A 21,611-nucleotide genomic window follows, 5' to 3' on the forward strand; every position below is an offset into this window, starting at 1 on the left:
AGACCTTTGGTGTTCTGGTGTCGTGACGGGCTCTCGTTGCGATGGCGTGTATGAACTGAGACGGTTGTTAGTAAGGGATACAGCCGATTTCGTCGCTATCCTTTTAGGCATTCGTCTGTTGGGAGACGATGTGAACAACCCTCCTATCGGTTCGGCTGACGGCGTGTCTGTAAGTGTCGCGATCGTGACTGCTGTTGCGTCCTATCGGAACGTCGTTTCGACCGAGCTGCCGCCGCTGTACGAGTGGATCGATCCCGACGCAGTGGATGCGCTCTTCGAGCCGACGCGAACTGGCGGGCCGCGGCACGGCCGACTCGAGTTTTCGTATGCTGGCCACGAAATCGTCCTCGAGTGTGATGACCGTCTCACGATTACGGTCGACGGGACGCCGGTCGTCGAACGGAGCTGCGCCACAGAACTCGAGTCAGTCAGTGTCTGAGACGGGCTGCTGTAATCGTATCACGGCGTATCCGCGACCCACCATGCAGGTGGGCTGGCACTGACTACTAGGTGTCCATCTGAACTCCGCCATCGCGACCGACGGATCGGTGACTGAGATCGTTTTGTAATGTACCGGAGAAAGAAACACCCTCAGCAACCCGTTCGTTCAGTTCGTGGCATCGATGACGGCTTCCAGATCCTCGCTGATCTGGTCGACGTTTGGATTCTCGCCGCGATAGCTTCGTTCGACGTACCCGTCGGGATTGACCAGGAACGTCACCGTAATATGCATGAACTCCGCCATCGGTCCCTCGCCCTCTTTTTCGAAAATGATTCCCAGGTCGTCGTTGACGACTGCCTTGGCTTCGTCGGCGTCTTCCGGCCGGAGATAGTGCCAGTTGCCTGCCTCGAGGTCGATGTTGACCATCTCGGCGTGGTCTCGGAGTTCTTCGGGTGTATCTCGCTCCGGATCGAACGTGATCGCCAGAAATCGGACCGAATCGTCGATCCCGCGCTCGAGGCTCCGGGCTTGGACCGACGAGATGGCGTTCATCAACGGGATACATTCAGCCGGACAGGTGGCATAGAAGGCCGTACAGACGAAACACTCGTCGTCGATCGTCTCGGTGTTGACGGTTGTCTCCGCCAGCGGATCCGGGAGTTCGATGGTCGGAAACGGGTCGCCGTACGTCGGATAGGCGTAGTCGTCGCTGTATGAGAGGTCGTCTTCAGGTGGCTCGAGCACTGCGTGTTCGGCCGCGTCGTCACCGCTGAGTCGCCCGGTCAGACAGCCGGCGACGAGTGCAGTGCTAAGCCCGGCCCCCGTAGCGAGAACGTCTCGTCGATGCATCACGCGGATGTATGGACGTGCCGATGAAGTACCGTCTGGTGCAACCGTCGAATACCGGGGGCTACTCCTGTTGAGACGCTATCACGAGCCCGGGGCGGGCGTTTTTGTTTCGTGAACTAAACCACATCTGGTTTACTCCGAGGCTTCCAAAGGCCAGTATGGACGAATCGACTGCAGGTACCGACCGGATCGCCACCCGCCGCGCCGTCTTGGGCGGCGTCGGGGCGGCCTGTCTCGGCGCGGTCGCAGGCTGTCTCGGTGACGATGGCGCGAGCGGCCCCGACCCGATCAGTATCGACGAGGATCACAGCTGCGATCAGTGTACCATGGTGGTCGGCAACCATCCCGGACCAGCCGGACAAGCTCATTACGAGAATCCAACGGACGTCCTCGACGAGGAGCGTCCAGCACAGTTCTGTAGCTCGCTGTGTGCGTACACATTCTCCTTCGACAACGAGTCCACCGCCGAACCAACGGCCATCCATCTGACGGACTACTCGACGGTCGACTACGAGGTCGACTCAAGCGGTGAAACCAACACGATCAGCCGCCATCTCGAGGCCGAGGCCTTCAAGAACGTCTCGGCGCTGACGCTCGTCGCGGACAGTGAGGTTGAAGGTGCCATGGGCTCGTCGCTTATTCCGTTTACCGACAGCGACGAGGCCGAGACGTTCCAGGAGGAGTACGGTGGGGAGATCTACGAGCATGACGATATCACACAGGAGTTCGTCATGTCCTTGATGTGACCGCTGTGTCGTCTCGCCCGTTTTGACCGTCGATCGTCGACTGCTGTTTTTGTGGGATTTCAAGTACTGGTCGAGAACACGAAAACCGAGTTTTTGCGGCGTCGTGGCTTCTGGCGCAATAGGGATACTCGAGGGAGACGGATCGGTTACCGACCGATCGCCCACGTCGCGATACCGAGCGCGGCGACGAGCCAAACGACGAGCCCGACGATGCTTGCGATCGGTGAGGCGACTGCGGGCCCGGTCCCCGCTGCGACGACGACGACGCTTTCGAAAACCAGGCCACGATAGGCGCTGAGCGGACTGATCGCGAGCGACTGGATGAGCGCCGAGTCGCCGATCAGACCGATCGAGAAGCCATAGACTAACAGCAGGTCAAGCCCGATCACCAGTCCGACGAGGGCCACGACCGAGAGCGCGAGCGCACTCCGGGTGCCGCTGACGACTGCCGAAATCGCGATCGCAACGGCGAGGATCGTCAGCGCGAACAGTAGCGTCAGGATGATAAACCGACCGAACAGGATCGGCGAGTCGGCACCGGAGTGTGTCGCATAGATCGAGAGTCCGTCGTCTTCGAACAGCACCACCATGGCCGCGACGGCCACGAGTGGCACGATAACCGTGGTGAGCAGTCCGATCGCCCTGCCGGCGTAGACTCCCAGGACGATCTCGCGGTTCGAGACGGGATACGTCTCGAGGACGTCAAGTTCGCCACGCTGTTCGTCGCCGAGGATCGCGCGATAGCCAAAGGCGATGGCGACGACCGGGACAAGCAACTCGAGTGGGGTGAGCAGGTCGACGACCGTCGGGACGTAGCCCGCTTTGACGCTGCCGCCGACCCAGGCGATCCCCAGCAAGACGGCGGCGAGCGCGATGCCAAGCACGAAGAACATCCGCGTGCGAACGATCGTCCGAAGTTCGCGACCGACGATCGTTTTGAAAAGCCGTCTCGAGCCGGGTGCGGTTGGACGCGAGTGCTCGGTTCCGGTGTCGCCGTCCTGGACGGCCGTGCCGGCACCCGTCGATTGGACGTCGCCGCTCATGCGCGCTCACCCTGCACGTGGACCGTATCGAGATTGCCGCCGATCGCGTTCCTGTAGACCGATCGCAACGAGTCAGCGCCCAGTTTTGACTGGAGTTCGGTGATCGAGCCGTGCTCGACGATTCGGCCCTCCGACAGGACCAACACGGCGTCTGCGATCCGTTCGACGAGCTCCAGATAGTGTGAACTCAGTAGGACTGCGATCCCGTCGTCGGCGAGATCCGCCGCGATGTCGAAGACGTGCATGCTCATCCCCGGGTCCAGTCCGCTGCCGGGTTCATCGAGGATGACGACCGGTGGATCGCCGACTGTCGCCTGTGCGATGCCGAGCAGTCTCGTCATCCCGCCGGAGAGTGCCTCGACCGGCCGATCGGCCGCGTCCGCGAGGCCGACTCGCTCGAGATACCCCATCGCGTCCGTCTCGTCTGCGCCGACGAGTGACGTGTAAAACTGTAGCGTTTCGATGACGGTAAAGCCGGGCCGGAACGACGGATGCTGGGGCAGATAGCCGATCCGCCGTGCAGTGTCGGGGCCGCGATACGTAATCTCGCCCGCCGTCGGCTCGTGGAGGCCGGCAAGGCCACGAATAAACGTCGTCTTGCCGGAGCCGTTCGGGCCGATAAGTGCCGTAACGGTTCCGCTCTCGATGGTCGCTGAGACGTCTTGGAGAACGGAGACCGTCCCGTAGTCGTGATCGATGCCGGTCGCCTCGAGTATCGCTGTCTGGTCAGTCATGGCTCGTCGTGTGTCGTTTCATAGCAGGTCCAGGCGTGGTCGGCCCACGCCGTGCGATCGAGTCGGTCCGGGTTGGTCGGCTCGCAAGCCGGCGTCTGGTCGACGATACTGCCGGTTCGCATCCCGGGTACCGATCCCTCGAGCCCGGAGAGGGCTCTGAGTGCCGGTGCTCGAGTGAGTGTCTGGACGCCGTCTGTCAGGTGTAACCGCTTGTCGACGTCGTCGGTCGGCGAGTACGAGAGATCGGCATGCCCGCCGTCGGCGATGGTGGCGGCACCTTGCCAGTAGTTGCCAACACCATCCTGGCTCCAGATCCGAAGCGGTCCCGACGTCGCGGCGGCGTGTTCGCCGTTGCCGACGAAGTCGTTGCCGACAACGCGGTTCGTTGGCAACATCGCGGAGACGTCTACACCGACGTCGTTGCCGGCGAAGACGTTCCCCTCGTAGATCGATGCGGTCGTATCGAGACGCATACCGAGTTCGGATTCGTCAACGAGATTTTCAGCAACGTACGTGTTGCTGCCACCCACACTGATGCCGATCGCTGACTCGGTGATCGTGTTGCCAACGATCGCGTTTCGTTCGGGGCCGGTCATAATGTAGATCCCGGCGCTGTGCTGGTTCTGGATGTCGTTGTCCGCGATGAGGGTATCGTCCGTATGCATCAGATGGATTCCCAGCCGGTGGCCATCGAACGAACTCGACCGGATGACCGTGGTCGGAGAGCGGTAGAGATAGATCCCGTTTTGGCCACCCTGATACGTCGAGTCCTCGATGACGCTTGGCGACTGGAACAGCAACATGCCAGCGAGTCCGTCGGTGGGATCGTCAGGGCCGTCGACCGCGACGTTTCGGAAGACTGCATCGGTGCTGTCGTAGGCGATGACGCCACTCGCCGGCGTCTCGATACGGACGTCCTGAACGAGCAGTTCATCGGCAGTGTAGGCTGCAATCCCGGCGTCCGTGCCGGCGTAGTACTGTGTGAACGTCGCATCCCACTCTTCGTCGATCTCGACTGGAAGCTCATCGCCCTCTCTGGTTACGTTGCCGACGCCGGTGAGTTCCAGGTTCTCGAGAGCGACTCGCTCCGAGGTAACCGTGACGACCGTGCCGTTGTCGTCGCCGCGAAGCGTCACGTCGCCCTCGCCGACGAGGGAGATTGGGCGATCGATCTCGACCGTCTCCGCGTACGTTCCCTCGGAAACCACGACCGTCGTGTTCGCCGGTGCGGTGTCGATGGCTTCCTGAACGGTCTCCGTGTCCTCACCGACGACAACCGACGTCGGCCGGTCGTCGTACGCCGCGGTGGCGTCGACGCGGTCGTCCGCCAGCTGTCGATGGTCGTCCACGCGGTCGCGGGCGACCGTCGCATCGTCACGGTCGAACGAGGTCTCGAGGACCGTCTCCCAGCCGTGGACGGTGCCGTTGTACTCTTCGGCGAACGCCGCCGCCTCGTCGCGGTCGGTAAACGGGATGACGGTCTCGCCGGCCGGCGTTCGAGCCTCACTGTCGACGACGAACCACGCCGCCTCGGCGTTAGTCCACGTCGGTCGTCGGTCAGTGGTTGGATAGCCGTCGTCAGTCAGTTCGAGTCCGGTGTCGCTGTAGTCGGAGACGTACACCGCCAGCGGATGACCGAAGCGCTGTTCGTGTTCTGTCTGTCGTTGGCTCTCGACGAACGTCTCGACGCCGTAGTAGCCGACGACGTACTGATACTGGGAGTAAAACACCTGTGCCCGCGGCAGCTCGACCTGATCGTCGAGTCCACGCTCGGCCTCGAGTGTGAGACCAACGGGGACCGTATCGTCGAACGAGACGGGGTCGGGTGTCGTCGATCCCGCATCGACGACGAACAGCCCGACACCGCCGAGTGCACCGATAAGAAGCACTCCCAGAAATATTTTCGTCGGAGACAGATCGAGCACGCTCGAGCGTTAGTTCCTGCAGGGAATATACAGTTTGGTTCACATCTCGAACGGTGAGACAACCGCTCGGACAGTCACACGAACGAGTAGTGGCGTGTTATCAGTTAGCGACGAGTAGATTACGCTCGATCAGCGGTCAGATCGATCAGTTCGACGTGGTCCGGAAGCGTCTCGAGGACATCTGCCGGCCACCCCGTATGGCCCAGCGTGATCTCCGTATCCGGATTCGAGTCGACGAGTCGGGCGACACCGTCGGCTGCAGCCGCGAGCGCGGCGCGGTCCGTCCGGTCGGGCACTTCGGCGGTCAGCGGGTAGCTCTTCGAGAGCGCCCGCGGAAAGGGACCAAACGGCGGTTCGACGCGCCAGGACTCGTCGAACTCGTCACCGCCTGCGGCATCCCCTTCAGTGAGAAACAGCGAGTCGGGGACCGAGAGCCGATCGAGACGCTGGTGGTGGCGCAGGACTTCGGGTCTGCGGGCGCTCTCGTGGGAGGTATAAAAGAACGCCCCCTTCGAAACGGGATCGGCGCGCTCGAGGTGGGCAGCGTGGTCGAGCAGGGTTCGGTAGCCGTCGAGCATCGTCGGGTGGGCGCGGGCGCGCTGTTCGACGAGTTCGAGAAGGTTGCCAGCGCGGATCGCCTGTTTGATCCGGCGGATCTCTTCGAAGGTGACGTGGAGGTTGTGTGCCGCGAGTGCTTCCTCGCGTGCGTCGTCGGGCAGCGCCCGGAGGTCCTCGGGCGAGTGGGTCGTACAGACCGGACACGAACATGGGAGGTACTCCAGGTCCTCGAGGTGGCGTGTCCCCCGAACCGTGAGATAGCGGTCGTCACGGGCGTAGAGTGCGTACGCAGCGGAGTCGAACAGATCACAGCCCATCGCCGCGGCGAGTGCGAACATCATGGGGTGGCCGGCACCGAAGAGGTGGACGGGTGCATCGGCTCCCAGCCCACGCTTGGCGGCGGCGACAGCGTCGATCATGTCGTCGTAGCGGTAGTCGTTCATCAGGGGGACGACCGCGCCGACGGGAAAGACGTCGAGGTCGGTGCCGTCGGCGTGACGTCCCGCCGCTTCGCGGAGATCCGGGTACGTCGAGCCCTGCACGGGCGCACTGACGAGCATCTCGCCCGTGTCGATCTCGTCGGCGATCTCGAGGCGTTCCTGCGTGGTTGCGAGTTCGTCTTCGGCGCGCTCGCGGGAGACGTCCGGTGGCGTCGGGATGTCGACTGGCGTCGCGATATCGGAACCGATCGCGTGTTGAAACTCGAGGATTTCCTCGGTCGTGACATCGATCTCGCCGTACTCGGAGAGCTGAAACGAGCCCGAGTCGGTCATGATCGCGCCGGGGAAATCGAGCAGGTCGTGGAGGCCGTCCTCGAGAGCCTGCTCGCGGACGTCGTCCGTCCCGTGGATGATATACGAGTTCGTGATGAGGATTTCGGCACCGAACTCATCGGCGAGTCGGCGGGGGCTGATCGTATCCAGATTCGGATTGATAACTGGTAGCAGTGCCGGTGTCTCGACGGTGACGTCGGCACGGGGAACAGTGAGTTCGCCGATTCGACCGCCAACGTCGGTATCCCGGACTTCGAAGCACTCGCGCATTGACCGTGTGTTGTGCCGTCCGACGTAAGTCAGTGCAGATTTGCGACCCGCCAACGACCCGACAGCTCGTTGTATCGGCGGCAAGCGATCACCGCTCCCAGCCGAGCAGCCGTTTCGATCGTTTCGGCCGTTCCGATCGCTACCGCTCGTACTCGCCGGCGTCGAACAGCTGGTAGTACGACAGTGCCAGGACGGCCCGCCCATCGCGAATCTCGCCGCTCCGGACGGCCTCGAGTACCTCATCGAATCCGAGCTGTGTCACGCGGATGCTCTCGTTGTGATCGAGCTGTTGGTCGGCCGTCGGTCGACAGTCGTGGGCGACAAAAAAATGCAAAACGGCATCGGCGATCCCGTTTGCTGGCTCGACGGTCATCAGCGGCTCGAGGCGGTCGGCCTCGTGGCCGGTCTCTTCGGCGAGTTCGCGACGGGCGGCGGCCTCGAGGTCGTCGTCGTCGGGTTCGATGCCACCGGCGGGGAGGCCACGGTTGATGCGGGAGACTGCTTGCCGCCACTCTTCGATACAGACGACGTCGTCGTCGGGAGTAAACGGGAGGATGCAGACGCTTTCGGGTTCGGACAGGTAGTCGTACTCGGTTTCGGTGCCATCGGGTAACTGAACGGACTCGTTAACGACATCAAATCCCGGACAGGTGTAGGCTACCTGCCGATCGAGGGTTTTCCAGGCGAGTGGATCAGTGGGAGGCATACCGGCTCCTACGGGGGTAGGCATCAAAAGCGCCGTGTCACACGCACGTCAGTGGCCCAATCAGGAGAGGGCGAGCAGATTGCGGTCCTATGTGGTGCGTTCTGGGCGTGTCGCTGCTCGTACCTGCTCTATAACAAAGCCACAGATCGGTGAAGGTCGTTACTCAGAGGGTGATCCATGGATCAGCTAACAGGGTTCCAACGTGACTTGCTGTACGTAATTGCAGGCAAAGACCGTCCGTCAGGACAAGAGATCCTCGACGATATCAACCACTACATCGACCAACCGGTCACCCATGGCCGGCTGTATCCCAATCTCGACACGCTCGTCGAGAAGGAACTCGTCGAAAAGGGGCAACTCGATCGTCGGACGAACTACTACGCGTTGACGCCGAAAGGCAGACGTGTACTCCAGCGCCGTCAGGAGTGGGTCGATCAGTACGTCGACGTCTGAACACTCCTAGCCGTTCTTATCGATCGCCAGTTGGCCTATAAAAAGTCACTCGAGGGAGGCCGACCGCCTGCGTGGTTTTCCGTGCCTAGTCGTCAGCCGCGACCGGCTCCTCTGCGCTGTCGTCTTCGTAGCCATTAGCATCGTCTGCTGGCTCCGTATCATCCGTCGTGTCGTCAGCGTCGTCTGCTGGCTCCGTATCATCCGTCGTGTCGTCAGCGTCGTCTGCTGGCTCCGTATCATCCGTCATGTCGTCAGCGTCGTCTGCTGGCCCAGCGTCGTCTTCGACCTCCCCGTCGAGTTCGTCATCTTCGTCGGCCATCGTTCCGTCGACAGCGACGCGGACGGTGAACGGTCGCTCGTCCTCATCGGTCTCGGCGACGTCTTCCGTGTCGGATTCGGCGTCAACGTCGTCGGCCTCGTCGTCCATCTCATCAGCAGCACCGTCCTCAGTCACGGACTCGTCTTCCTCGGCAGCGTCTCTCTCCTCGAGGTAGCCGATCGCGTACGCCGTGTACGCCGTGTTCTCCTCGAGTTCGAGATCGACCGAGGCGACTGGTTCAGCCTGGGCGTCCGATTCGTCGTCATCCAGTTCGTCCTCGGCGTGGTCGTCCCTCCCGTTGGACTCCATTTCATCGTTCGTCCCGTCGGTCTCTGCCCCGTTCTCCAGCTCGTCGTCCGCAGCTGGGGCAATATCGACGGTGTACGATCCCGGCTCGAGGGGGAGGTATCCCGATGGCTCGCCGAAGGAGATGTCTTCGAAGAGTGGCGTGTCGTCCGCGGCATTGAGTACGTCGACGGTTGGTGCGTCGGGTGAGGCGTGGACGACTCTGACATGTGACGTGCCTTCAGCGACGTCCTCCGGACTGTCATCGACGAGCAGCAAGACGTCGAACGTCCCCGTATCGAGGTCGTCGTCGGCCTCGCCAGATTCGTCTGTCGGCTCGGATTCACCGGCCATTTCGTCGTCGTGTTCACTTGCGTGCTCGCCGGTACCGTCCGACTCGCTGTCAGTATATTCGTCCGACTCGCTGTCGGTATATCCGTCCGACTCGCTGTCGGTATATCCGTCCGACTCGCTGTCTTCGACCGCATCGTCGTCGGCCTCGAGTTCGCCGATCGCAGCGGCCGTATAATACTCGGCATCGATGGCGACGGGTTGCTCGTAGACGACCGTCTCCGGATCGCCGGCCGCCGTGATCGTTACCGTGTACGTCCCGGGGGCAACCTCGAGATACGGCGAGAGCTCGTCATATGCGACGTCCGCGAGCACCTGCTCGCCGTCGATCAGCACGTCGACGTTCGGCGCGTCCGGTGAGAAGTGGCCAACGCGAAGCGCGCCGACGTCTTCGTCCTCGGGCAGCTCCTCGGGTTCCCGTTCATCGTCCTCGTGCTCACTGACGGCCAACGCCGTCCCGGTGAGTGTCGATCCAGCTCCAATAACACCAATCGCTTTGATTGTCGATCGTCGTGATAGCGTCATGCTACGAATCGAATGGGGTGCCAAACACCGAAAAACCGGTCAGTCAGTAGCCCTGATTGTCCGCCCGTTTACTTTCCCTGTTTTTGTGTAGAACGTCCGTAACGAATCGTAATGTCATCCTACACCAGAGTAGTATCACCCAACAGCGTACTGTTTATATATCTCAGTCGAACGAAACCTGTGCGAGGTCCGCCTCGAGGTCATCGACGTGGTCGTTGAACGCCTCGACGAACGCATCCACGTCGTCGACGAGCCGATGCACGTCAGTAGCTGACGGTGGGCCGTACTGTGAGAGCAGATACGTTCCGTCCGAGCCGCCGACCCGCAGATAGGCCGCCACGTCACCGTCCCACTTGAGTTCCCAGCGGGTTCCCGAGACCGTCGTCGCGTAGGTCCCGTACTCGCCGTCGTACCGATAGAGTTCGCTGGCCATCGCGTTTCCGACCTCGCGGATCCGTTCGCCGATCCGGTCGCGCTCGGCGACCACCTCGGCCGTCGACTCGACGGCAGGGAACTCGTCCGGGACGTCCGCTAAGATGTCCGCGACGGAGCGGGCGTACTCGTTGTACGCCGCGACAAACGCCGCGTAGTCGGCCATCGCCGTCTCGAGGGCCTCGGGATCCGGCGGCTGCTTGCTCGAGACGACGTACACTTCTGCGCCCGAGGTGGGCTCGAAGCGGAGATACTGGACGTCGCCGGCCTCGTACTTGAGCGTCCAGGTGCCACTGTCGGTCTCGAACGTCGCCTGTCCGTAATCACCACCCTCGAAAACGGCGAGTTCGCGCGCGATCTCCCCAGCGTGCGTTCGAACGCGGGCCGCCAGCTCGTTGCGTCGTTCGGCTACATCACCCATCTTGTCGACCGCAGCGTCCACTCCGTCGGTCATTGGTCGCGAGAGGGGCCGGTGACCGGTAACGGTTGCGCTCGAGGCGTCCAATCGAATCCCGCTCGCCTCTCGTAACAACTGAAACGATTGATACGGATCCCGTGACGACAGCCCGTCTCAGAGTTCGATCCGTTCGACCAGCTGCTCGTGGTTTTCGTTCGTGTTGACCGCGACGATCCGGATCTGTTCCTCGAGCCCGGAACCGTTGAGCTTCGCTTTTAACAGGTTGTCGACCTGGTAGACGCCGGCGGCGTTGGTCATGGCGATTTCGACCATCACGGGCGTCGTCTCCCCTTCGTGTAGTGAGACGCGACTGATCGCCTGACTCGAGAGGGTGTTGATGCCACGACCGCCGTGTTCGTAGGGGATCCGCGAGCGGCCACGCTCCATATCGAGCGCGTCGGCGACGCGGATGATCCCGGCCTCGGTCGTCAGCGGGGTCTCGGCAGTGTGATGACAGAGAATCGCATGGAGAATCTCGCCTTTCATTCGGACCGTCTCGGCGAGGTCGTAGAATTCGGGGAGGATTCGATCGAGGATATCAGCAGCGAGCGGAATCGAGTAGTAGACGTGCTCGTCACGGTGGACGACGTGGCCGACGTCGTGCAGCGTCGCCGCGATCGCAATGATGACCGACTCGTCTTCCTCGGCCAGTCCCTGCTGGCGCGCGCCGTTGAAATCGACGTTGCCGGCTTTGAGCAGGTCGTAGAGACACAGCGCCCGGTTGCGGACGATCTCGATGTGTTTCGAGCCGTGGTCGTTGTACTGCATTCGATCGACCGCGTTGACGTTCTGTGCCTCGAGATACGTCTGGATCTCTTCATCTTCGGTGATGAACTCGAGGACGTGGTTCAGCTTTGTATCGGGGAAGTTGTGATCGGCTTCAGGGGAGTAAATACGACGTGCAGTGTCGTCGGCAGAATCGCTCATACGCGAACGTCGACTGCGGGCTAAAAAAGCCCTGCGACGATCGGTGTCAGGTGCTGTGAAATATCCGTTGCAGTCGGTGCGTTACGCTGCGTCTTCGACGGCGGCTTCGACCTCGTCGTAGTCGGGCTCGACGCCGGGGTCGTCGCTGACCCACGCGTAGGTGACCTCCCCGTCGGCGTCGACGACGAACACCGAGCGCTTGGCGACGCCGTAGACGCCGAGATCGGCGAAGTCCATCTCGACGTCGTAGTCGGCGATGATTTCCTTGTTGTAGTCGCTAATGAGACCGAACTCGAGGCCGTTCTGGTCGCGGAACTCGTTGAGTGCGAACGGGGAATCCCGGCTGACGCCGTAGACGGTGGCGTCGAGGTCGTCGAACGCGGCGAGTCGGTCCTGGAACGTACACATCTCGTCGGTACAGACGCCGGTGAACGCGCCCGGGAAGAAGGCGAGCACGATCGGGCCCTCGTCCTCGAGACGCTCCGAGAGGCTAAAGGAGTCGACGTCGCCGTTTGCAAGCGGTGCGGTGAAATCTGGTGCGGTGTCGCCAGTTGTTGGCATCACTGGATGCTTATGGGCAACCCCGAAAGACAGTTTCGTTCGCGGAACTGTTCGCACGCGACCGAGCGGAACGACAGTTGCTGAAATCACTCGAGACAGTTATTAGATTACTCTGTTTGAATGGTTGTAATTAGTCCACTAATCCGGAGTAAACGGACTGTCGCCGAGACGGACGCTACTCAGTGGTCCAAAAAGGTTATAATTGCCAGCGGGTAAGCCACGTATAGAGATGGTAGCCGAAATCGCACCGCTGTTCATCCCCGGCGCACCCGGGGGGCCGGAACTACTGATCATCCTTTTCATCGCCATTTTGCTGTTCGGGGCGAACAAGATCCCGAAGCTGGCACGGTCGACTGGCGAGGCCATGGGCGAATTCCAGAAGGGGCGTGAAAAGGTCGAAACGGAACTCGACGAAATGCGTGAATCGGGCTTCAAAGAAGACGAGAGCGAGTTCGACGAGGACGACGACGACTTCGTCGACACGGAGCCGGTGACCGAGGAAAGCGAGACGGAGACGGAGACGGAAACGGAAACGGAAACCAACTAACGGATTTTTTCTCGAGGGGGCGTGTGGCCTAGCGGAGAGGGCAGAAGGTTCCTAACCTTCTGATCGTGGGTTCGAATCCCGCCACGCCCGTGCAGCGAGCCACGCAGTGGCAAGCGAACCGGATAGCGGGATTCGAACCCATACCCGACTACATAACTGGTCCTCGTCGAGCGATACCGTCTCCCAAAGTGTTTAACCTCGTTTGTCCGAAATACGAAGCAGTGCTCGTCCAATGATAACAGCCCACAATGTCCGTGAGGGGAACCGATGAGCGACGAGACGTATCTCGATCGACTGATCGACGAAGCGCAGTTACGATCGTATCTTTCCGACACACTCGGCTCGGCCGATCGCCTCGAGGTCGAACGCGTCGAGGCTGGTCACTCGAACGAGACGCTGTTCGTGACGTGGGGCGATCAGGAACTGGTCGTCAGACGACCGCCACCGGGGAAGACCGCCGACACGGCACACGACGTCTTACGGGAACACCACGTCGTCGACGCATTACAAGGGACTGCCGTGCCCGTTCCGAGAACCGTCCTCGCGTGCGACGATCACGAGATCATGGGGAGTGATTTCTACGTGATGGAGAAACTCGAGGGAGACGTCATCCGGACCGAGGAGCCGGCATGGCTCGCGCGTCCGGACGCGCGCAAACGGCTCAGCACCGAGCTGGTCGACACGCTCGCTGCGATCCATGGCGTCGACTACGAGGCCGTGGGCCTCGGTGAGTTTGGCTACCCCGAGGGGTTCACACAGCGACAGGTCGACCGATGGCACGAACAGTTCGAGTGGGCACGCGAGACGACCGCCGATCGTCGCGACCTCCCGTCGCTCGAGCGAGTCACGGACTGGCTCCAGGCGAACGTCCCCGAGGAGCACCCGGAGACGCTCGTCCAGGGCGATTACAAACTGGACAACGTGATGTTCGCTCCCGCAGACGAGGGGACGGACGCCAGTGACGACAGGGCCGCCGGGAGCGATCCGGAGATCATCGCTGTCTTCGACTGGGAGATGGCCACGCTCGGCGATCCGTTTACGGATCTGGGCTGGATGCTTTCGTTCTGGCACGACGAGGACGACCCCGAGCCACCGATCTCGGATCTGTATCCGACGCTGACGGCCCGGGACGGCTATCTCACCCGCCAGGAACTGATCAGCCGGTACGAGGCCGAAACCGGCCGGTCGTTCGACGAGCCCCGGTTTTACATCGTCCTCGCGACGTACAAGATGGGCGCGCTCGGGGAGATGTTCTTCCGTCGGTATCTCGAGGGCAACAGCGACGATCCGATGTACCCGACGATGGAAGCCGGCGTCCCGCGACTGGTCGAGCAAGCGGCGGGGATCATCGACGGCGAGTACGAAATCTAGTACTCGCCCACGCGCCGATGGGGCTCGAATCGACAGTCGCTCACGAAAAAGACGCCTCGAATCGCCCGAACTGGACGTGGTCGACGGTCTAATACGGTCCGCTGTACGTCATTTCTGGCGCGATCGCGAGTCGTCCTGCGGTCGCGCCGGTACATCGGTACAGCAGACCGTATGACTACCGCGACGTCCAGCCACCGTCGACGGCGAGTACTGACCCGGTGACGTAGCTCGCGGCATCGCTCGCGAGGAAAACCGCCGGCCCGGCGATCTCCTCCGGCTCTGCGAAGCGCTCGAGCGGTGTCCGGTCGATGATCGACTGGCGGAGTTTTTCGTTTTCCTGCAGTCCAGTCGTGAGTTCCGTCGCGACGTACCCTGGTGCGATCGCGTTGACGCGCACGTCCGGGGCCCAGTCCATCGACATACTCTTCGTGAGGCCGACGAGGCCGTGTTTCGAGGCGACGTAGGGGTGCTGGCGCGGCAGTCCGACCAGCCCACCGACGCTGGCGACGTTGATAACCGAGCCGCCGTCGCTCTCGAGCAGCGAGTCGGCGGCTGCCGTCGTCACCTCGTACGCACCGTTTAAGTTGACATCGAGAACCCGGTCGAAGCTCTCGGTCGAGACGTCCTCCGGTCGACCGAGGGCGTCGTCGGGATTGAAGCCGGCGTTGTTGACGACGACGTCGACGCTGCCGAACTCGCCCTCGACTCGCTCGATCACGTTCGCAACGGCGTCCGGATCGGTCACGTCGGCCCCAACGGCGAGCGCATCACCGCCGTTGGCTTCGATCTCGTCCGCCACGGCCTCGATTTCGTCGGTCGAGCGGGCTGACGGAACCACTGCGGCCCCGGCATTTGCGAGTTCGACGGCAATCGCGCGGCCGATCCCGCGCCCGCCGCCAGTTACCAGTGCAACACGTCCCGAGAGGTCGAAGAGGTCACTCATCGTCTTTCATCATCTCAGTCCGATCGCGTAACTCTTTCTCGTCGATCGTCTCATACGGGCTGCTGTCCGTCAGTTCCGGCGCGACCGGGAGCTGTCCCGTGGTTGTATCGGGACATCGGTACAGCAGACCGTCCCAGTCATGGGTCTCGACTAACCCACGGGTCACAGGTCCATTAATTGATAGACAGACGACTAGTGTGGTATGATCAATAGCCTTCTCACACAGATTCTCAATCGTTCACAGTAGATACGGATATCGACTGTGGCTCTCGAACATCTATCAGGAGTACGAACAGTCGACAGCGAGGTTATCAGATGTGGTAATATGCACGTGACTTTTTTGAAGGGGGAAAGATAGGTTGAATTCAATGGCTATTGACGAGGCCGACCAGTCAGATGCCGGGAAATTTTCTGAGGACGAGGCATCTGAATCAGTGTCGGAGGATGAAAAATCCCACGGGTCAGACTCGGATTCGAGCGTCCGTGTCGGTGAGTACACGTGGGCGGACTTCATGGCGGAATACGGATACGGTGACGAAGTCTCTGCACTCTATCCCGACGATCCAGAACCCGAGACCGACGATCAACTCGGACTCGACACCGACGAAACGGTCGAACCAACAGTCCCGCGCGGGGACGACTGGAATCAGGTCGAGTTCGATCCCGAATCCTACCTCAGTAGACATCCGGACACCCTCGAGTCGATCATCGCGGACCCGGCGAAACCGAACGCCGAAACGCTCCAGGAGATCTTTCTCGAGTACGTCGATCCGGAGACGACACCCGTCACGAAAGACGTCTGGACCTGGGAACACTACAAGTGGGAGTACTACTACGAGGACGACGGCTCCCGGCCGCGTGACAGCAACGGCGAGATCGTTCGCCACGACGAAGAAGACGCACTCGGGTTTGATCCTGACACCATCGAACAACGGCTGTTCGCCGGCGACGAGGCTGCGATGGAACTGGACGAACTCGTTGAGGAACGAACCGTCAACATCCAGGATGAGATCGACGAAGACGAGTTCTTTTCGACAGCCGCGGGCAACACCACCGTCTCCAACCGCTACGATCTCGAGAAGTCCGTCCCCATGGACAAGAAGACTCACTTTCAGGAGGTCGAGCGCTACTGGGTGAACAAACCCTACGCCTACGTCGTCATCTTCCACTCCGAGAAGGAAAACGAAAAGAAGTACTATATGATCGAGCCGTACCGAAACGAGATCGAGCAGGAAATCCAGGAGTTCCTCTCGGGCAAACTCAGAACGGCGATCAAGTACTCCGAGGATGGGATCAAAGAGAAGACGACCGAGGATGGCCGACGGACGGTCATCGAAGACGAAACGCGACGTCTGCTGAAACGATACGATCTTTTCAAAAAGGTTTCCGGAAGCACTCAAAAGAGCCTGCTCGAGACGCTGAAGACGCTGCTCGACGACGAAGACGACGCCGACGAGGACGAGGCATCCGGTCCTGATCCGCTCGAGGGAATCTCGGTCCGACCCGAGCCCGCGATTCTCGCGGACGATCCGGACACGCTGTCGGAGTATCAAGTCGAGAAGCTCCTGTACCAGCTCAAACGGGACTTCATCGGCTACGAGCGGATCGACGGCATCAAACACGACATCAACGTCGAGGACATCTCCGTCGACGGCTACAATTCGCCGGTCTTCGTCTACCACTCGGAGTACGAACAAATCATCTCGAACATCTACCACGGCGAGGACGAACTCGACGACTTCGTCGTCAAACTGGCCCAGCGGTCGGGCAAGGGGATCAGCAAGCGGCTCCCACAGGTCGACGCGACCCTCCCCGACGGGTCGCGTGCCCAGCTTACGCTGGGCAAGGAGGTCTCCGACCACGGGACCAACTACACCATCCGTCAGTTCAAGGACGTTCCGTTCACGCCGATCGACCTCATCAACTGGAATACGTTCAGCCTCGATGAGATGGCGTTTCTCTGGCTCGCCATCGAGAACCACAAGAGCCTGATCTTCGCTGGCGGGACAGCATCCGGGAAGACGACGAGCCTGAACGCCGTCTCGCTGTTTATTCCGAGCAGCGCGAAGATCGTCTCCATCGAGGACACTCGTGAAGTCGAACTCCCACAGCGTAATTGGATCGCAAGCGTGACCCGGCCATCGTTTGCCGACGACGAACAGGGTGACGTCGACGAGTTCGACTTGCTGGAAGCCGCACTGCGACAGCGCCCCGACTACATCGTGATGGGTGAGATCCGTGGTGAGGAAGGCCGGACGCTGTTCCAGGTCATGTCGACGGGCCACACCACGTACACGACGTTCCACGCCGACTCCGTCGACGAGGTCCTGAAGCGATTTACGACGGACCCGATCAACGTCTCGAAGACGATGTTCACGGCGCTGGATCTGGTTTCGATCCAGACCCAGACGCGGGTGCAGGGCCGGAAGGTCCGTCGGAACAAGTCGCTGACCGAGATCAACCACTACGAGGCCGAACACGACGAAATCAACGTCCAAGACGTCTACCAGTGGCAGGCCGAAACCGACGAGTTCCTCAAGATGGGGGACTCGAACACCTTAGAGGAGATCCAGTTCGACCGTGGCTGGAGCAAGGAGAAACTCGAGGAGGAGTTGTTCAAACGCGAGGTCATCATCGCCTACCTCATTAAAAACGGGTTGAACACGTACGCGGAGGTCGCAGCGACGGTTCAGGCCTTTATCAATGATCCGGACACAATTCTGACGCTCATTGCGAACGGCCACCTCGAGGATAGCCTTGATGACTTGCGTGAGATGGAAAGTGTCCTGATCGACGTCGATCAGGAAAAAGAAGAGCTCGTCCCGCGGCCGGAGGCGACCGACGAGACCTACAACCTCTCGATGGACCTCTTAGAGCGGGCCGAAGAGTCGCTGTTCGAGGAGTATCGCGGGAAGGTTCCGAGCGGCCTCGCCAGCGCGCTCGGAGGGGACGCGGAAGCGGAGACAGTCGAGGTCGATCGGGCTAATACCGACGAGTTCGAGTTCGCCGGCGAGGTCGACGCCAGTGTCGACGAAGACGAGTGGGAACTCGGCAACAGTTCGACCGCGTTCGGCACCGACTCGAGCGGGGAAACCGACGAGCCTGCATGGCTCAGTGATGACACTGGGTTCGATATCAGCGACGACGCCGGGGCGGAAGCCGAATCGAGTCCCGACGAAACCACGGCCGAGACGACGACCGACGAGGCGGCCACCGACGAACCGACTGTCGATGGAGCACTGCCCGCGTCGACAACGGCGACCGATTCGGCACCGTCGACACCGGAAGTGGACGACGAGAATCCGGACATCGAGAGTCCGGACGAAGTCGAGACGGACGACGACCGCAACCCCACGGCCATGCCGTCGGACGACTCCACTGACGATGAACTCGGCGGTCTCTTCGATGATATCGATGAGACGGTCGGCGAACTCGAGGACACGGGCGCCACCACCCCAGACGACTCTGCTCTCGAGTCGACCCCCCAAGACGATGGGACCGACTCTATCTTTGATCCCGAGACGGCCGACGATACTGCAGGTGATTTCAGCGATCAACTCGAGCCGGCTGACACGGACGATCGATCACCTGCCGCTGGGGACGAGACCGACTCGATCTTTGCCAGTGACGCCGATTCGATCTTCTCCGACGACGATACGGACGGGACAGACGACGGCTCGCTGTTCGACGACAGTGGTACGCCGGCCACGGCGGACGACTCGATTTTCAGACAGAGTGAGAATACGGATGATGACGGTGACGACAAGGGGCTGTTCGACGATACTGATGGGGACACCGACGCATGAGCTTACAAACCGACACGAGCGGAGGGGGTGACGGAGTCACGGGCGGCTCCGACGTACTGGGGGAGACGTTCTATCCCCTGTACGATCGGCTGTTCAGCGAGGACGGAGAGTTCGTCAGCGACGTCGAGACGAAACTTGCACAGGCCCGAATGACCGATACGGTCGAACTCTATCTTTCCAGAGCACTCGGAATCGGGTTCATCAGTGGGCTGGCTCTCTGGCTCCTCGGGCTCTTGCTCGGCTATGGACTGTTCGCGACCGGTCTCATTCAGGTCGACGAAATCATCGGCTTCCCCGTTAGCAGCCAGGCAGTCCTCGAACTCATCGAAACGCTTCGAGTCCCGGCGCTCGTCTTCGTCACCGGCCTCGTCTTCGGCTCGGTCGGCTTTGGGCTCGGTTTCGGCTCGCTGGTCGCGATCCCCTACTCGCGTGCATCGACCCGCAAACGCGAGATCAACATGCTCCTGACCGACTCGGTCTCGTTTATGTACGCGCTGTCGGTCGGCGGCCTCAATCAACTCGAGATCATCGAAGCGATGGCCCAGGCCGACGACACCTACGGCGAGGTGGCACTGGAGTTCCAGAGCATCGTCAAAGAGACCGAATACTTCGATATCGACTATCGGACGGCGATCCGAAAGCAGGCTCTCGAGACCCCGAGTGACGAACTGTCGCAGTTCCTGACGGACATGCTCTCGATCGTCAACAGCGGCGGCGACATGGAGAGCTTTCTCGAGGACAAGAAAGAAAAGCACATGCGGACCGCAAAACAAGAGCAGGAACTCACCCTCGAGACGCTCGAACTGTTCGGTGAGATGTACATGACGCTGTCGCTGTTTCCGCTCTTGTTGATCATCATTATGGTCGTCATGCAGATGATCCCACAAGCGGAAGTGACGGATCAGATGCTGTATATGACTGTCTACGGCTTGATTCCGCTGATAGGGGTCGGCTTTCTGGTGTTGGTTTCGACGGTCAAACACGACGAGCCGGGTGATGGCTATCTCTCGATGGGGAAGACAGAGCAGCGTATCGAGACCCAACAAGACCAGGGCGTGTTGAATCTCGGCCTCATCGAGCAGTTCACGGGTGAATACAGCGTTTTCGACCGTATCAAAAACCGCGAGGGGACCTACGAGACGAAGGAAGTCCTCCGCAGGCCACACGTGTTCTTCCGGGACAACCCGCTCTTTACGCTCGCGCTGACACTGCCCGCCTCGCTCGTGATCGTCTCCATCGCGATGGTCAACGGCTCGGCCCCTACGTCGTGGGACCAACTCCTCGGTAACGCTGTCTGGGGGACGTTCATCTACGTCTATGTCCCGCTGTACATCATGGCGATTCCGCTCGCGATCTTCCGTGAGTGGAACGTCCGCCACAGAAACGCCGTCGTCAGCCAACTCTCCGAAGACCTGCGAAAACTCTCGAGTTCGAACGACACCGGATTGACGCTGCTTGAGTCACTCAAGTCCGTCTCGGAGACGACCAGCGGGAAACTGGCCAACGAGTTCGAGATGATGCACACGAAAATCAACTACGGAACGAGCCTGAAACAGGCGTTTATCGAGTTCAACAACAAGTACCATATCCCTCGCCTCGCCCGAACGACCCGGCTGATCACCGAAGCCCAGGAGGCGTCGAACCAGATTTCAGACGTCCTTCGGACGGCCGCCCGCACCAGCGAAAACCACGACGACATCGAGCGGGAACGGAAATCACGAACCCTGATGCAGGTCGTGATCATCATCATGACGTTCATGACCGTCCTCGCGGTGATCGCGATCCTCAAAACCCAGTTCATCGACACGATGGCGGGCCTCGAGTCCACCGGCGGCGACACGGGTGGCGGTGGTGGCGAACTCGCACAGGCCGACCTGAGTGACAACATCCAGGTCGATATGCTGTCGGTGTTGTTCTTTCACGCCGTGACGATGCAGGCGATCATCTCCGGCATGATCTGTGGTTATATCCGGGACGCCGACCTTCTCAGCGGCCTCAAATACGCCATCATACTGGCGACAATCGCACTCGTTGGCTGGACTCTGGTGGCCTAAGATGACTCGGAAACGACCCCACAACGAGCAAAAGCGGACTCGAGGTCGACGCCAGCGGACGGTCTCGATCTCACTGCGTGATCGTGGCCAGACGACGCAGGATTTCGCCGTCGGCATCGGCGTGTTCATCCTAGCCGTTGCCTTCGTCTTCACGTTTTTGCCGACGATTCTGACACCGTTCGATTCGTCGGTCAGCGGCGGCCAGACAGCACAGGCGGATCGGATCGCGGATCGGTTGGTTCACAATCTGTCGGATTCGGATACGTCACCAAACACCATCAACGGGACCACATTCAACGAGACTGATGGTGGGTTAGAAGACCGCGTTGGCCTTCGAACGGCAGGTGATCGGGTAAACGTTCGTATCGAATATCTCGACAAGCGCGAGATCGTTGGCGATCTGGCTATCGGTAACGAATATACTGATCAGTCAGCTGCTAGTTCGGCTCGAATCGTGACAATCAACGAACCGCCATCAGGCGTGTCACTCGGCGACGAGGCGGCGTACAGACTCGTAGTGAGGGTTTGGTAACC

19 protein-coding genes and 1 tRNA gene are annotated in these 21,611 nt (G+C 60.8%); 9 read left to right on the forward strand and 11 right to left on the reverse strand.

Annotated elements, in window-relative coordinates; translation table 11 throughout:
* The first annotated feature begins 130 nt into the window (after window positions 1–130).
* Complete coding sequence (locus BW940_RS03700) at window positions 131–439, forward strand: HalOD1 output domain-containing protein (RefSeq protein WP_076607844.1); 309 nt, start codon at window positions 131–133, stop codon at window positions 437–439.
* A 168-nt stretch (window positions 440–607) separates the two neighbouring features.
* On the opposite strand, the gene BW940_RS03705 is transcribed toward BW940_RS03700, so the two are convergent.
* Window positions 608–1,291: an SCO family protein gene (locus BW940_RS03705; protein ID WP_076607845.1), complete on the reverse strand. Its 684-nt coding sequence runs from the start codon at window positions 1,289–1,291 to the stop codon at window positions 608–610.
* A gap of 158 nt (window positions 1,292–1,449) precedes the next feature.
* On the opposite strand from BW940_RS03705, the gene BW940_RS03710 reads away from it, so the two are divergent.
* Complete coding sequence (locus BW940_RS03710; protein WP_076607846.1) at window positions 1,450–2,037, forward strand: nitrous oxide reductase accessory protein NosL; 588 nt, start codon at window positions 1,450–1,452, stop codon at window positions 2,035–2,037.
* Window positions 2,038–2,183: 146 nt separating this feature from the next.
* On the opposite strand, the gene BW940_RS03715 is transcribed toward BW940_RS03710, so the two are convergent.
* The 5 genes from BW940_RS03715 to BW940_RS03735 all read right to left on the reverse strand — a co-directional run bounded on the left by BW940_RS03715 (window position 2,184) and on the right by BW940_RS03735 (window position 8,046).
* The gene (locus tag BW940_RS03715; protein WP_076607847.1) at window positions 2,184–3,080 is read right to left on the reverse strand and encodes an ABC transporter permease; all 897 of its coding nucleotides are present in this window, start codon (window positions 3,078–3,080) and stop codon (window positions 2,184–2,186) included.
* The gene (locus BW940_RS03720) at window positions 3,077–3,814 is read right to left on the reverse strand and encodes an ABC transporter ATP-binding protein (RefSeq protein WP_076607848.1); all 738 of its coding nucleotides are present in this window, start codon (window positions 3,812–3,814) and stop codon (window positions 3,077–3,079) included. Before BW940_RS03720 ends, BW940_RS03715 begins: the two co-directional genes overlap by 4 nt.
* On the reverse strand, window positions 3,811–5,739 hold the full coding sequence (locus BW940_RS03725) for a NosD domain-containing protein (protein ID WP_173834839.1): 1,929 nt from the start codon (window positions 5,737–5,739) through the stop codon (window positions 3,811–3,813). The genes BW940_RS03720 and BW940_RS03725 overlap by 4 nt, the downstream gene beginning before the upstream one ends.
* Before the next feature lie 119 nt (window positions 5,740–5,858).
* A complete protein-coding gene (gene tgtA / locus BW940_RS03730; RefSeq protein ID WP_076607850.1) occupies window positions 5,859–7,340 on the reverse strand; it encodes a tRNA guanosine(15) transglycosylase TgtA in 1,482 nt (493 codons plus the stop codon).
* A gap of 139 nt (window positions 7,341–7,479) precedes the next feature.
* A complete protein-coding gene (locus BW940_RS03735; RefSeq protein WP_076607851.1) occupies window positions 7,480–8,046 on the reverse strand; it encodes an NUDIX hydrolase in 567 nt (188 codons plus the stop codon).
* Between the two features lie 177 nt (window positions 8,047–8,223).
* Between BW940_RS03735 and BW940_RS03740 the strand changes: the two genes are divergently transcribed.
* Complete coding sequence (locus BW940_RS03740; protein WP_076607852.1) at window positions 8,224–8,499, forward strand: PadR family transcriptional regulator; 276 nt, start codon at window positions 8,224–8,226, stop codon at window positions 8,497–8,499.
* 85 nt (window positions 8,500–8,584) lie between these two features.
* On the opposite strand, the gene BW940_RS03745 is transcribed toward BW940_RS03740, so the two are convergent.
* The 4 genes from BW940_RS03745 to BW940_RS03760 form a co-directional block, all read right to left on the reverse strand.
* Window positions 8,585–9,979, reverse strand: a complete 1,395-nt coding sequence (locus tag BW940_RS03745; protein WP_076607853.1) for a DUF4397 domain-containing protein — start codon at window positions 9,977–9,979, stop codon at window positions 8,585–8,587.
* Window positions 9,980–10,142: 163 nt separating this feature from the next.
* A complete protein-coding gene (locus BW940_RS03750; RefSeq protein ID WP_076607854.1) occupies window positions 10,143–10,865 on the reverse strand; it encodes a hypothetical protein in 723 nt (240 codons plus the stop codon).
* 117 nt (window positions 10,866–10,982) lie between these two features.
* On the reverse strand, window positions 10,983–11,795 hold the full coding sequence (locus BW940_RS03755; protein WP_076607855.1) for an HD domain-containing protein: 813 nt from the start codon (window positions 11,793–11,795) through the stop codon (window positions 10,983–10,985).
* Between the two features lie 81 nt (window positions 11,796–11,876).
* Complete coding sequence (locus tag BW940_RS03760) at window positions 11,877–12,356, reverse strand: redoxin domain-containing protein (protein WP_076607856.1); 480 nt, start codon at window positions 12,354–12,356, stop codon at window positions 11,877–11,879.
* A 229-nt stretch (window positions 12,357–12,585) separates the two neighbouring features.
* Between BW940_RS03760 and tatA the strand changes: the two genes are divergently transcribed.
* The 3 genes from tatA (at window position 12,586) to BW940_RS03775 (ending at window position 14,274) form a co-directional block, all read left to right on the forward strand.
* Window positions 12,586–12,903, forward strand: coding sequence for a twin-arginine translocase TatA/TatE family subunit (gene tatA, locus BW940_RS03765; protein ID WP_076607857.1), 318 nt, complete (start codon window positions 12,586–12,588; stop codon window positions 12,901–12,903).
* A gap of 17 nt (window positions 12,904–12,920) precedes the next feature.
* Window positions 12,921–12,993: transfer RNA gene (locus BW940_RS03770), tRNA-Arg, on the forward strand.
* Window positions 12,994–13,170: 177 nt separating this feature from the next.
* Window positions 13,171–14,274 carry a phosphotransferase family protein gene (locus BW940_RS03775; RefSeq protein ID WP_076607858.1) on the forward strand — a complete coding sequence of 368 codons (1,104 nt, stop codon included), beginning with the start codon at window positions 13,171–13,173 and terminating at the stop codon, window positions 14,272–14,274.
* A 175-nt stretch (window positions 14,275–14,449) separates the two neighbouring features.
* Here BW940_RS03775 and BW940_RS03780 read toward each other — a convergent pair whose 3' ends face one another.
* A complete protein-coding gene (locus BW940_RS03780) occupies window positions 14,450–15,217 on the reverse strand; it encodes an SDR family NAD(P)-dependent oxidoreductase (RefSeq protein WP_076607859.1) in 768 nt (255 codons plus the stop codon).
* 368 nt (window positions 15,218–15,585) lie between these two features.
* Here BW940_RS03780 and BW940_RS03785 point away from each other — a divergent pair, with 368 nt between their 5' ends.
* Genes BW940_RS03785 through BW940_RS03795 form a run of 3 tightly spaced genes read left to right on the forward strand, consistent with a single transcriptional unit; the run spans window position 15,586 to window position 21,609 of the window.
* Window positions 15,586–19,023, forward strand: coding sequence for an ATPase, T2SS/T4P/T4SS family (locus BW940_RS03785; RefSeq protein ID WP_076607860.1), 3,438 nt, complete (start codon window positions 15,586–15,588; stop codon window positions 19,021–19,023).
* Window positions 19,020–21,077 carry a type II secretion system F family protein gene (locus tag BW940_RS03790; protein WP_076607861.1) on the forward strand — a complete coding sequence of 686 codons (2,058 nt, stop codon included), beginning with the start codon at window positions 19,020–19,022 and terminating at the stop codon, window positions 21,075–21,077. Before BW940_RS03785 ends, BW940_RS03790 begins: the two co-directional genes overlap by 4 nt.
* A 1-nt stretch (window position 21,078) precedes the next feature.
* Window positions 21,079–21,609 carry a DUF7287 family protein gene (locus tag BW940_RS03795; protein ID WP_076607862.1) on the forward strand — a complete coding sequence of 177 codons (531 nt, stop codon included), beginning with the start codon at window positions 21,079–21,081 and terminating at the stop codon, window positions 21,607–21,609.
* Window positions 21,610–21,611: the final 2 nt, after the last annotated feature.

This window comes from Natronorubrum thiooxidans (genome assembly GCF_900156475.1).
Taxonomy (GTDB): domain Archaea; phylum Halobacteriota; class Halobacteria; order Halobacteriales; family Natrialbaceae; genus Natronorubrum; species Natronorubrum thiooxidans.

What these genes read in the sequence shown, in the direction of transcription:
- BW940_RS03705 (WP_076607845.1), bottom strand. Translation starts at nt 1,291, where the DNA reads ATGCATCGACGAGACGTTCTCGCTACGGGGGCCGGGCTTAGCACTGCA.
- BW940_RS03710 (WP_076607846.1), top strand. Translation starts at nt 1,450, where the DNA reads ATGGACGAATCGACTGCAGGTACCGACCGGATCGCCACCCGCCGCGCC.
- BW940_RS03715 (WP_076607847.1), bottom strand. Translation starts at nt 3,080, where the DNA reads ATGAGCGGCGACGTCCAATCGACGGGTGCCGGCACGGCCGTCCAGGAC.
- BW940_RS03720 (WP_076607848.1), bottom strand. Translation starts at nt 3,814, where the DNA reads ATGACTGACCAGACAGCGATACTCGAGGCGACCGGCATCGATCACGAC.
- tgtA (WP_076607850.1), bottom strand. Translation starts at nt 7,340, where the DNA reads ATGCGCGAGTGCTTCGAAGTCCGGGATACCGACGTTGGCGGTCGAATC.
- BW940_RS03735 (WP_076607851.1), bottom strand. Translation starts at nt 8,046, where the DNA reads ATGCCTCCCACTGATCCACTCGCCTGGAAAACCCTCGATCGGCAGGTA.
- BW940_RS03740 (WP_076607852.1), top strand. Translation starts at nt 8,224, where the DNA reads ATGGATCAGCTAACAGGGTTCCAACGTGACTTGCTGTACGTAATTGCA.
- BW940_RS03745 (WP_076607853.1), bottom strand. Translation starts at nt 9,979, where the DNA reads ATGACGCTATCACGACGATCGACAATCAAAGCGATTGGTGTTATTGGA.
- BW940_RS03750 (WP_076607854.1), bottom strand. Translation starts at nt 10,865, where the DNA reads ATGACCGACGGAGTGGACGCTGCGGTCGACAAGATGGGTGATGTAGCC.
- BW940_RS03755 (WP_076607855.1), bottom strand. Translation starts at nt 11,795, where the DNA reads ATGAGCGATTCTGCCGACGACACTGCACGTCGTATTTACTCCCCTGAA.
- BW940_RS03760 (WP_076607856.1), bottom strand. Translation starts at nt 12,356, where the DNA reads ATGCCAACAACTGGCGACACCGCACCAGATTTCACCGCACCGCTTGCA.
- tatA (WP_076607857.1), top strand. Translation starts at nt 12,586, where the DNA reads ATGGTAGCCGAAATCGCACCGCTGTTCATCCCCGGCGCACCCGGGGGG.
- BW940_RS03775 (WP_076607858.1), top strand. Translation starts at nt 13,171, where the DNA reads ATGAGCGACGAGACGTATCTCGATCGACTGATCGACGAAGCGCAGTTA.
- BW940_RS03780 (WP_076607859.1), bottom strand. Translation starts at nt 15,217, where the DNA reads ATGAGTGACCTCTTCGACCTCTCGGGACGTGTTGCACTGGTAACTGGC.
- BW940_RS03785 (WP_076607860.1), top strand. Translation starts at nt 15,586, where the DNA reads ATGGCTATTGACGAGGCCGACCAGTCAGATGCCGGGAAATTTTCTGAG.
- BW940_RS03790 (WP_076607861.1), top strand. Translation starts at nt 19,020, where the DNA reads ATGAGCTTACAAACCGACACGAGCGGAGGGGGTGACGGAGTCACGGGC.
- BW940_RS03795 (WP_076607862.1), top strand. Translation starts at nt 21,079, where the DNA reads ATGACTCGGAAACGACCCCACAACGAGCAAAAGCGGACTCGAGGTCGA.